This window comes from Streptomyces sp. NPDC048434 (genome assembly GCF_043200375.1).
GTDB lineage: Bacteria > Actinomycetota > Actinomycetes > Streptomycetales > Streptomycetaceae > Streptomyces.
In genome coordinates, this window is sequence record NZ_JBICXQ010000012.1 from 113,434 (window position 1) to 124,022 (window position 10,589).

The 10,589-nt window shown below is 71.3% G+C and carries 11 protein-coding genes; 4 read left to right on the forward strand and 7 right to left on the reverse strand.

Annotated elements, in window-relative coordinates:
• Nucleotides 1-139: 139 nt before the first annotated feature.
• The 3 genes from ACGFWI_RS16375 to ACGFWI_RS16385 all read right to left on the reverse strand — a co-directional run bounded on the left by ACGFWI_RS16375 (nt 140) and on the right by ACGFWI_RS16385 (nt 2,862).
• Nucleotides 140-1,411 (reverse strand): MFS transporter, encoded by a 1,272-nt coding sequence (locus tag ACGFWI_RS16375; RefSeq protein WP_393906618.1) that lies wholly within the window; start codon nt 1,409-1,411, stop codon nt 140-142.
• 385 nt (nt 1,412-1,796) lie between these two features.
• On the reverse strand, nt 1,797-2,348 hold the full coding sequence (locus tag ACGFWI_RS16380) for a hypothetical protein (protein WP_393906619.1): 552 nt from the start codon (nt 2,346-2,348) through the stop codon (nt 1,797-1,799).
• Nucleotides 2,349-2,607: 259 nt separating this feature from the next.
• Entirely contained in the window at nt 2,608-2,862 is a 255-nt protein-coding gene (locus tag ACGFWI_RS16385; RefSeq protein ID WP_393906620.1) for a hypothetical protein, read from the reverse strand.
• Nucleotides 2,863-3,122: 260 nt separating this feature from the next.
• Between ACGFWI_RS16385 and ACGFWI_RS16390 the strand changes: the two genes are divergently transcribed.
• A complete protein-coding gene (locus ACGFWI_RS16390) occupies nt 3,123-4,283 on the forward strand; it encodes a trypsin-like serine peptidase (RefSeq protein WP_393906621.1) in 1,161 nt (386 codons plus the stop codon).
• A gap of 254 nt (nt 4,284-4,537) precedes the next feature.
• Here the strand turns inward: ACGFWI_RS16390 and ACGFWI_RS16395 are convergent, their stop codons facing one another.
• Nucleotides 4,538-4,981: a MarR family winged helix-turn-helix transcriptional regulator gene (locus ACGFWI_RS16395; RefSeq protein WP_393906622.1), complete on the reverse strand. Its 444-nt coding sequence runs from the start codon at nt 4,979-4,981 to the stop codon at nt 4,538-4,540.
• Between the two features lie 89 nt (nt 4,982-5,070).
• Here ACGFWI_RS16395 and ACGFWI_RS16400 point away from each other — a divergent pair, with 89 nt between their 5' ends.
• On the forward strand, nt 5,071-5,463 hold the full coding sequence (locus ACGFWI_RS16400) for a nuclear transport factor 2 family protein (RefSeq protein ID WP_393906623.1): 393 nt from the start codon (nt 5,071-5,073) through the stop codon (nt 5,461-5,463).
• Between the two features lie 164 nt (nt 5,464-5,627).
• Here ACGFWI_RS16400 and ACGFWI_RS16405 read toward each other — a convergent pair whose 3' ends face one another.
• Nucleotides 5,628-7,055: a PLP-dependent aminotransferase family protein gene (locus ACGFWI_RS16405; protein ID WP_393906624.1), complete on the reverse strand. Its 1,428-nt coding sequence runs from the start codon at nt 7,053-7,055 to the stop codon at nt 5,628-5,630.
• A gap of 46 nt (nt 7,056-7,101) precedes the next feature.
• Here ACGFWI_RS16405 and ACGFWI_RS16410 point away from each other — a divergent pair, with 46 nt between their 5' ends.
• Nucleotides 7,102-7,668: a carboxymuconolactone decarboxylase family protein gene (locus tag ACGFWI_RS16410; RefSeq protein WP_393906625.1), complete on the forward strand. Its 567-nt coding sequence runs from the start codon at nt 7,102-7,104 to the stop codon at nt 7,666-7,668.
• Nucleotides 7,669-7,710: 42 nt separating this feature from the next.
• On the opposite strand, the gene ACGFWI_RS16415 is transcribed toward ACGFWI_RS16410, so the two are convergent.
• The gene (locus ACGFWI_RS16415; protein ID WP_393906717.1) at nt 7,711-8,442 is read right to left on the reverse strand and encodes an isocitrate lyase/phosphoenolpyruvate mutase family protein; all 732 of its coding nucleotides are present in this window, start codon (nt 8,440-8,442) and stop codon (nt 7,711-7,713) included.
• A gap of 17 nt (nt 8,443-8,459) precedes the next feature.
• Entirely contained in the window at nt 8,460-8,969 is a 510-nt protein-coding gene (locus ACGFWI_RS16420) for a carboxymuconolactone decarboxylase family protein (protein WP_393906626.1), read from the reverse strand.
• A 47-nt stretch (nt 8,970-9,016) separates the two neighbouring features.
• Between ACGFWI_RS16420 and ACGFWI_RS16425 the strand changes: the two genes are divergently transcribed.
• On the forward strand, nt 9,017-10,429 hold the full coding sequence (locus ACGFWI_RS16425; RefSeq protein ID WP_393906627.1) for a PLP-dependent aminotransferase family protein: 1,413 nt from the start codon (nt 9,017-9,019) through the stop codon (nt 10,427-10,429).
• Nucleotides 10,430-10,589 lie beyond the last annotated feature (160 nt).

Below are 10,589 nucleotides of genomic sequence, written 5' to 3' on the forward strand. Positions count from 1 at the left end.
GAGGCGCCGTGCGTCAGCGAGGTGCGGTGGGTCGTACGCCGTTCCCGACCGGCTCACCAGGTGGCATTGGGGGCGCGAACGCCGTCCCGGACGGACGCACGAGGTGGCGGTGAAGGAGCGTACGCCGCCCCCGACGGGCTCACGAGGTGGCGGTGGGGGGTCGTACGCCCTCCCGGACGGGCTCAGGAGATGTCTGCGGAGCGTCGTCGTGTGCGCGGCGGGGCAGCAGTACGGGCGTGGTCAGGATCAGCACACCGGCAAGGGCGATGGCGGTGCGGGGGCCGGTGAGGCCGGCGAGCAGCCCCCAGCACACCGTCAGGGTCGCGGTGGTGGCACTGCTCGTGATGGACCAGGCCGACAGGGTCCGGGTCACCCGGTCCGTGGCGGTGTGTTCGAGCCGGTAGGTGGCAAACACCGGGGTGAAGACTCCCATGCACGTGATCAGGCCGAACTCGATGACGATGATGAGCAGCAGCCCCAAGGGGCCAGGCCCGATGAATGCCAGCCCCAGGGACCAACACGCCCGGAGGGTGCCACTGGTGAGCATCACCCGGTGCTGCCCGAACCTCGCGACCAAGGGCCGTGCGAGCCGCGAACCGATCAGACCGCCGATGCACGGCACGCCGAAGGCGAGACCGTACTGCCACGGCGAAAAGCCCAGGTCGCGAAGGAGGAGGACCGCCAGCAGCGGCATGGTCGCCATGATCAGCCCGTTCACCAGGCCGGTGTTGAAGAACAGCGGTCGCAGACGGGGGTGGCGCAGGATGTAGCGCCATCCCTCAACGACGTCGGCCATGGTGAACCGCTGTGCGGGGCGGGCCGGCGGCTGCGGTTCATGGCTGCGGATCGCCCGGATGCCGAGTGCGGAGAGCAGAAAGCTGACCGCGTTCATCACCACCGTCGTCAACGGCCCCAACACTCCGATGGCGACACCGCCCAGGGGCGGGCCGAGGGCGGTCGCCGTCCACATCGTGCTTTCGAACCTGCCGTTGGCCACCAAGAGGTCGTCGGGCCTGACCAAGGCCTTCAGGTACGCGCCGCTCGCGGCATTGAACACGATGTTGGCAGCCGCGACGACCACCGATACGACGACAAGCTGCGCGAAGCTCAGCCCTCCGAGCGCGTACGCGGCGGGCACGGTCAGCAAGGCCAGTAACCGGAGCAGGTCCATGGCCACCATGACCGGTCGTTTGCGACGGAACTCCACCCACGGCCCCAGGGGCATCGCAATCAATGCCCCCACCGCCAGGCTCACGGCGGACAGGACGGACACCTGCGCCGTGCTGCTGTGCAGCACCATGACGGCGGTGAGCGGGAACGCATCGAACGCGAGCCAGGTCCCGGCCGCGCTGGCGGCGTAGGCCGCCCACAACCATCCGAACTCCCGGCCCAGCGCTTGCCTGTATCTCATTCCCTGGCTCCGGCCTGCTCGATGCGAACGCCCCTGGTTGACCGAGGAAATCTCACCACAGCCGAGAGGAAGGAAGGCGGCGGGAGAAGAGTTCTGCGGGAGGCGAGGTCCGGACGGGAGGACAGGAGCGGGCCATGCGCGAAGTGCGGTGTGGCGCCTCTACGGGCTGCCACACCGCCTCGCGGTTCTGAAGGGGGCTCGGGCGCCTGGTTTCCGGGGCTCGCGGCAATTCTCCCTGCGCCCTCAGGTCGAGCCGCCTGAGGGCGAGGCTGCGCGCGGTCCGGCCGGCTCTCCTCCGGGCGACCGCGGTGAGACGGGCGAGGTCAGCGTCGCCGCGGCATCCTGCGGCGGCAGCCGCCACCCTGTCCGCCTCCGGTGGGCACGCTCAGGAGACGGACACCATGTTCCACGTCAGTTCCATCTGGTGACCGTGGCGCCAGCCCCGGGTGTGAACGGGCTCGTTGGTCCTCGGGGCGTCGCTGCCCGACTCCTTGGCGTCGACGTTCTGCCCGCTGTCCAGGAACGACTGGAGGGCGTTCGCGCCCCACCCTTCCCGGCCGCCCAAGGAGAATGCCTGCTGGTTCGGCGTGGGGAACGTCAGGTTTTCCATGACGACCGGTCCCTCGTTGCCTCCCTCATACGCCATGACCTTGTTCTTCGCGGCGTTGTAGAGCATGAAGTGCCCGTTGTCCCCGATCTGGATCCACTGGCAGTACGGGTTGCCGTACGTGATTTTCTGGAGCCAGACGGAGTCGTCGTTGGGGCCGGCACAGAGAATGCGGTCGGACCACAGTCCATTGGCGATCAGGACCGCACCGGACGCATTCGCGGGTTTGGCGACAGCGGAGGTGCCGGGCAGGACGGTGAGGCAGGCGGCCGTCATACCGGCTACCGCCGCGATCTTCGCTGCCCGGGACATACGTCTGAAGCGTGCCATGGAGGAGCTCCTTCACTGTCGGGCCCGCCGGAGCCGGCAGGTCCGGTGATCCTGCTGGGCGGCGGGAGACCTGACCAGAACCCGAGGAAATTTCCGGACAACGCCCGCCCGGCGCCTGCATCCCCTCACCACCCGCCACCCGGGGTGCCTCACGGAAAATCTGCCTGACCATCGCCCTTGGAAGCGCCGATCCCCTCAGGTCTCGCGGCCCCACAACCCCGCCACCGCCCAAAAGAATTGACCGAAATTCACAGGACCCTCACGTATGTGAAGATCCCCAGGCCTTCCGGCGCAGCCGGTAGCCGAGTTCGGCTTCGTCGGCGCGTCCCGGGGCGGTCGGCCGGAGTGCGAACCAGCCGATGAACTCCCCGATGGCCGCCACTTCCGCCGCCCGGACGCCGAGCGCGGTGGCGGGGTCTCCGGGGCGGCGGCCGGGCTCCCTGAGGAATTCCGGCAGGGTCCGTTCCAGGGCCTCCGCCCGCGGCACCGGCCGTCCGGTGTCGATGAAGTGCATGACCTCGGGTCGCCGTGCAGCGTGACGAGCAACTCCGCGTCGTCCGGGGCGAAGTGGCGCAGTACGAGCCGCTCCGTCCGGACCAGGATCGACGAGGGTGGCATCGCGTACGTCCCGTCCTGCCGTCCGTCAGGATGCCGGGCCCTGGTTGCCCGGCGGTCTTGGCGTGACGGCATAGTAGAGCGCAGTCCGATGAGGGACATGACAATTACGGCGCGCCGCTCGCGCGGCGTCGCCACGTATCAGGGGGACTCCGCGCCATGCCATCCATCCGCCGCTCCACCGCCGCTGCCGCGGCACTGATCGCGCTGCTCGCGGGCACCGTCACCGCCTGCGGCCCCAGTGACGACAAGGCCGCCGCTTCGGGTGCCACCGACCAGAAGGGCCAGGACGGCGGGGGGCTCAAGATCCCCAAGGGCATGCCGACCAGCCTGGACGACCTGAAGAAGTGGAAGGACGGCGGCTGGCAGAACTGGGACAAGTGGGCCCGCAAGGCTTCGGATTTCGCCAACCCGGTCATCAAGGACCACTGGAAGACGGACCGGCTGGCCAAGACGAAGACCTCGCCGGAGATCGGGGTGAAGGCCACCGGCGCCGGAAGCGAGTTCGACGCCACGGACCCCGAGCCGCGGCCGATCAACGCCGAGCAGGTCGCCCGCCCGTACCACCAGCACATGGCGCCGGTCGGGAAGATCTTCTTCGACAGTCCGAAGGGCTCGATGGTCTGCTCCGGCACGATCGTCGAGGACCCCGCGCACCCGGGCAAGTCCAACCTGGTGTGGACCGCGGGCCACTGTGTGCACTCCGGCAAGCGGGGCGGCTGGATGCGCAACATCGTCTTCGTGCCGTCCTACAACGACAACGGCGTGCCGATGAACCAGGTCAGTGGCACGCCCTCCCAGCAGGTCACCCCGTACGGCCGGTTCTGGGCCGACTGGATCACCACGTCTGGTGAGTGGATCAACATGGGCAGCGAGGACACCGGAAACGGCGGCTCCGCTTATGACTTCGCGGTGCTGCACGTGAAGCCGGAGAACGGCAGCGGTAAGTCGCTTCAGGAGACCGTGGGCACCGCGGCCCGGGTCGCGTTCGACACCCCCTCCGCCGACCGCATCGCCTCGCTGGACGCCTTCGGCTATCCGGCGGCGGCGCCGTTCGACGGTGCGCGCATGATGAACTGCCCCGCCCGCCCCGGCCGCCTCGTCATGCAGCAGGGCACGCCCGCCATGAACCGCATCGGCTGCACCATGACCGGCGGCACCTCCGGTGGCGGCTGGTTCGTCAACCACGGCGGCAAGCTGACGCTGGTGTCCAACACCTCGATCAGCTCCAACGCCCACACCTGGCTGGCCGGCCCGCACCTGGGCCCGGAGGCTCAGCGGGTCTTCAACAACATCAGCCAGAAGTTCGCGAACCGGTAGGCAGGATCGCGGATCCCGGCCAAGGCACGGGCACGTACGCGAGGAAGTCGACCCACGCCCCCGGCTTGCAGGTGAGCCGGGGGCGTCGCGGTTCCTGGCTCGCACCGGCGGAAGCACCGCAGCTGCCGGGGCCGCCTTCTGGCTACAGCCCAGTTCGGCGGCGAGCACCGGCATCGGCACAGCGCCGGCATCGGCACAGCACCGGCACAGCGCCGCCGACCGTCATAGGACGTCCTGGGCTGGTCCTGCCTCCGCTAGGTGAACGGGCCCTCGACGATGAAGCGGCGCAGGTGGTGGGCGAACCGCTCTGCCTCACCCGGCGGCCACGAGGACATGCTCGCCATGATGTGGGCAGCCAGACGTGCCCGCAGCTCTTCCACCGCGGACTGGCCCTGTTCGGTGAGAACGAGCAGATGTGCGCGCCGGTCGGTGGGGTCCGCCTCACGACGGATGAGGCCGGCGTCCTCCAGCCGTGAGGCACGGCGGGTGACGCCGGAGCGATCGAGTCCGACGTCCGGAGCCAGGTCGGCCGCGCTGCGGGGTCCGGTCCGGGCCAGGGCGCTGAGCACCGGGTACGTCAGTTCGTCCAGCGCCTCCCCCATGCCCTCGGTGAGCCGCTTGTGCAGCCGCGTGCGAGTCGTGCGCCTGAGCAGGATGCCCAGCGCCTCTGCGATCTCATGTCCCACTTCGTTCTCCACACCTCAAGAATAGCGTGCGCTGCGCACGCGTTTGCTGCTACGGTAAGGGAGATGCGTGCGGCGCGCACGCACTGTCGAAGGGGAATCCCATGACTCGTACCGGTATAGAGGCCGCCCTGAACGACCTGCTCTTCAACCGCGACATCACGGTGCAGGAGGCCGCCGACCGTCACTTCACCCCGGAGTACCGCCAGCGCACGGACGGGCAGTGGGCCGACCGCGCCGGGTTCGTTGAGCACATCACCCACTTGCGCACCGTCGTCGCCGGCGGCCATGTCCAGGTGCACGAAGAGCTGTGCGCCGGCGGCAAGTACGCGGACCGGCACACCGCCCACATCACGAAGACGGACGACTCGACCGTGCGCACGGAGGTCTACGTGTTCGCCGACCTCGCGCCCGACGGCCGATTCAGCCGCATCGAGGAGACCACCCTGATGCTCCAGGGCACCGATGCCGACCGCAACATCGGCAGCGCCCGCTAAGATCCGGCCCGCCACAACTGGTCTGCGGGAGCCTGGAGTTCCAGCGGAAGTCGTCACGCGAGGAGCCGTCCGTCTCCCCGCACATGCACACATCCCGTGCGGACCCGAACTCCTGCCATGGCCTCGGGCGCGCACTCCCTCCCACAGCGACACTCGCCGGCCCCTCAAGCCCTCGGCGGCAGCGCCCGGCACAGCACCTCCAGGGCGCCGGGGTAGGCGCTGTCGGTGGGTGTCGCATAGCCGATGACCAGGCCGTGGCGCGGTGGCATGGTCGCGGCGGGGTGGCGGTAGTCGGAGAGGCCGTCGAGGGCCAGGCCCTGCCATCGGGCGGCGCGCAGGGCGGTGTGTTCGTCCGACTCGGTGGAGCCGTCGGGGAGTTGGAGGACGGCGTGCAGTCCGGCGGCGATGCCGGTGACGGTGAGGTGCGGGGCATGGGCGGTCACCGCGTCGATCAGCTGGTCGCGGCGTCGGCGGTAGCGCTGGCGCATACGGCGGATGTGCCGGTCGTAGGCGCCGTGGGTGAGGAACTCGGCGAGGGTGAGCTGGTCGGTGACGCTCGCCCAGGCCTCACGTTCGCCCTTGGCCTCCAGTACGGCGTCGACGAGACGGTCGGGGAGCGCCATCCAGCCCAGGCGCACCGCGGGGGACAGGCTCTTGCTGACCGAGCCGATGTGGAGGACGCGCTCCGGATCCAGGCCCTGGAGGGCGCCGACCGGCTTGCGGTCGTAGCGGAACTCGCCGTCGTAGTCGTCCTCCAGAAGGTAATTCCCGGTGGTTCTCGCCCAGTTGATGGCGGCCGCACGGCGGTCGGGGTGCAGCGGTACGCCGGTGGGGAACTGGTGGGCGGGGGTGAGGAGGGCCGCGCCCAGGTCATCGAGGTGGGCCAACTGCCCGGTGTCGGCGCCGTGTTCGTCGATGGCGAGGGGGTGGGTGGGGGTGCCGGCCGTGGTCAGGAGCCGGCGGTGGAAGGGGAGGCCGTACGACTCGACGGCGAGGGGGCCGGGGAGCACGGCGGGCAGGAGCAGCCGCAGGGCGTGGGCGAAGCCGGAGCAGATGACGATGCGTTCGGGGTCGGTGCGTACGCCGCGGGTGCGGGCCAGGTAGTCGGTGAGGGCGCGGCGCAGTTCGGGGCGGCCGCGGGGGTCGCCGGGGCCGAAGGCGTCGTTCGGGGCGGCGGTCAGTGCGCGGCGGGCGGCGGCGAGCCAGGCGGTGCGCGGGAAGGAGGCGGCGTCCGGCCGGCCCTGGAGGAGGTTGTGTGCGGGGCGGCTCGCCGGGGTGCGGTGGGCCGGGGCACGGGTGGGCGTCAGCGGCGTTGCGCGCTGGGCGACGCGAGTGCCGGAGCCCTGGCGGGCGCTGAGCCAGCCCTCGGCGACCAGTTCGGCGTAGGCGTCGGCGACGGTGTTACGGGCGATGCCGAGGTCGGCGGCGAGCGAGCGGTAGGGCGGCAGGCGGGTGCCGGGGGCCAGGCGGCCGGACCGTACGGCGTCGCGCAGTGCGCGGATGAGGACGGCGCGGCGGCTGCCGGGGCCGGTCAGCTCCAGATGCAGATCGGCGCCCAGGCTCTCGGCAAGATTGACCCATGATTCCGGCATGGGAATGCACCTTATAGCGGGTCGCCTGAGCTTCTAGATTCCACGTATGACGAATGAAACGCAGATGAGCGAAGCGGGCGCGGGGAACAAGGCGGCGGACCCGGTGACGGGAGCGAGCCCGGCGAACGAAGCGGTCAACGGGGCGGGGAACGAAGCGGTCGTGCGCAGCCCCCGGGTGAACTTCGCCCGGGCCGCCCCGAAGGCCTTCAAGGCTCTGATCGGATTCGATGCCGCTGCCCGCGAGGGGCTGGACCCGGCCCTGGTCGAGCTGGTCCAGATCCGCTCCTCGCAGCTCAACAAGTGCGCGTACTGCCTCCATATGCACACCTCCGATGCCCGTAAGGCGGGCGAGAGCGCGGAGCGGCTGCACATGGTGGCCGTCTGGGAGGAGGCGGCGCACTTCTTCACCGCGAAGGAGCGGGCGGCGCTGGCGCTCACCGAGGCCGTGACGCTGGTCGCCCGAGGCGGTGTGCCGGATGAGGTCTACGAGCGTGCCGCCCGCCACTTCGACGAGGCGGAGCTGGCCCGGCTGCTGGCGCTGATCTTCACGATCAATACGTGGAACCGGATCGCCATCAGCACGGGGAAGGTGCCGGGGACCGACGAGCGGTAGGGGCACGGCGGGCCCGGCACGCGCGCGCCGGGCCCCGGGCCGTCAGCCGCCCGCCGCCAGCTCCTCCCGCAGCCGCTCCGCCATCCCCGTCAGCGCCGCCATTGCCTGGTGCTGGAGGCCGGGGCCGAAGGTGATCCGGGCCGCGCCGAGGGCGCCGAGCTCGCGCGGGGCGGGTCCGTCCGGTGTCACCACGGCATTGAGGGGGAGGCCGATACCGGCGGCGAGGTCGGCGAGCAGTGGCGGTGGGGCGAGGATCGGATAGACGCAGTCGGCGCCCGCCGCCGCGTACAGCCGGCCCCGTCGGACCGTCTCCTGCGTGTCCTGGACGCCGTGGAGATAGGTATCGATCCGGGCGTTGATCACCAGTGCATCGCCCGCCTCGGCCCGTACCCGGGCCAGCCAGTCCGCCTGTTCCTGCGGGTCCCGCAGGGCGCCGGTGGCGTGATCGGTGTCCTCCAGGTTGCAGCCCACCGCACCGGCCTCCGCGAGGCGGCCCACCAACTCCTTTGCGGACAGCCCGTATCCGGCCTCCACGTCGGCCGAGACCGGGATGTCCACGGACCGCACGATGCGGGCGACGGCCGCGAACATCTCGTCGGCCGGCGTCTGTCCGTCCTCGTATCCGAGGGAGGCCGCGATGCCCGCGCTCGGGGTGGCGAGCGCCGGGAAACCGGCGTCCGCGAACACCCGGGCGCTGGCCGCGTCCCATGGACCGGGAAGAACCAGGGGCAGCTGGGGCCCGTGGTGCAGGGCGCGCAGGGCCGTGGCAGCCACGGGGCGGTCGGTGGCGGTCATGCCTGGCCCGGAGCCATGCGGGTGGACACGCCGAAGCGGTTCCAGGCGTTGATGGTGGTGATCAGCGCGATCAGCTGGGCCAGTTCGGCCTGGCCGAAGTGGGCGGCGGCGACGTCGTAGGCGGCGTCGGGAACGAAGCCCTCGGTGAGCAGGGTGACCGCTTCGGTGAGGGCGAGGGCGGCCTGCTCCCTGGGGGAGTAGAAGTCGGTGGCCTCCTCCCAGGCGTTGAGGAGGTAGATGCGCTGCTCGGTCTCGCCGGCCGCGCGGGCGTCCTTGATGTGCATATCGATGCAGAAGGCGCAGTGGTTGAGCTGCGAGGCACGGATCTTCACCAGCTCGACCAGCGTCGGGTCGAGGCCCTTCTTCGCCGCCACATCCAGCGCGATCATGGCCTTGTAGACGTCCGGCGCAAGCTTGGCCCACTGCAGACGGGGGCCGTGCCGGTGCGCCGGTGCCGCTGCCCCGGGCGCCGCCGTCTGTGTCGTGTGTGTCGTCTGTGTCGTCATGCCTACGACGCTACGGCGGCAATGGCGCAGCTGTATGGTCCACTTTCATGGAGAATTCCTGGGCCACTTTCGGCCGTGATCTGCACCTGGATCTCACCGGCCCCGGCGGGCCGCGCGCCGCGCTGCTGCGGGCGCTGCGGGACGCCGTACGGTCCGGGCGGCTGGCCCCCGGCACCCGTCTGCCCTCCTCCCGCTCGCTCGCCGTCGACCTCGGCATCGCCCGTAACACCGTCGCCGACGCCTACGCCGAACTGGTCGCCGAGGGCTGGCTCAGCGCCCGCCAGGGCTCCGGCACCCGCGTCGCCGAGAGGGCGCTGCCGCGTGCCACGCCCACCGCCCGGCGCGCCCCCGGCCCGGCCGGCCGCGCCGACCGGCCGCGCTTCGACCTCACCCCGGGCAGCCCCGATGTCTCCGCCTTCCCGCGCACCGCCTGGCTGGCCGCCGCCCGCCGCGCGCTGACCGCCGCCCCCAGTGAGGCCTTCGGCTACCACACCTCCCACGGGCGCCCCGAACTGCGCACCGTCCTCGCCGACTACCTCGCCCGCGCCCGTGGCGTACGCGCCGACCCCGACCGCATCGTCGTCTGCACCGGCTTCATGCAGGGTCTGGCCCTGCTCGGCCGCGCTCTGGGCGCCGGACGGCTGGCCGTCGAGTCGTACGGCCTGGACTTCCACCGCGCCGTCATCACCCGCGCGGGCCTGCGCACCGTGCCGCTCCTCGTCGATGAACGCGGCGCCCGCACCGAGGAGCTGACCGGCCTCGACGATGTACGCGCGGCCCTCCTCACCCCCGCCCACCAGTTCCCCACCGGCGTACCGCTGCACCCCGACCGCCGGGCCGCCGCCGTCAACTGGGCACGCGCCGGCGGGGGATTCATCCTGGAGGACGACTACGACGGCGAGTTCCGCTACGACCGCCAGCCGGTCGGCGCCCTCCAGGGGCTGGACCCCGACCACGTCGTCTACCTGGGCACCGCGAGCAAGAGCCTCGCCCCCGCGCTGCGGCTGGCCTGGATGGTGCTGCCGGACCGTCTGGTCGATCCGGTGCTGGCCCTCAAGAGCACCGGCGAATGGCAGTCCGGGGCGCTGGACCAGCTCACCCTCGCCGAGTTCCTGTCCTCGGGCGCCTACGACCGCCATCTGCGCGGGATGCGGCTGCGCTACCGACGCCGGCGCGATCAGTTGGTGGCCGCCCTGGCCGACCACGCACCCCACGTCCGGGTCTCCGGCATCGCCGCCGGCCTGCACGCCGTATTGGAACTCCCGCCCGGCACCGAACAGTCCATCCTCCAGGCCGCCCGCTGGCAGGGCCTCGCCCTGGAGGGACTGAGCCGCTTCCACGACCCGACCGCCCCGCCGGCCTCTCGCGACGCACTGGTAGTGGCCTACGGCACCCCGCCCGACCACTCCTTCGCCGGCGCGCTGGACGCCTTGCTCAGGGCGCTGCCGCCGGGGGAGTAGGCGGGGAAGGAGACGGAGGTGCGGGAATTCCGAGGGTGCGGGAATTCCGGATCACAACTCCCGCACGAACGACACCCGGTCGAGCCCCGGCCCGTCGGTCGGCGTAGACGGCGGACGGGAACGGGCGACGGCGGAAAATCCCCCCTCGGTACGCAGGCTC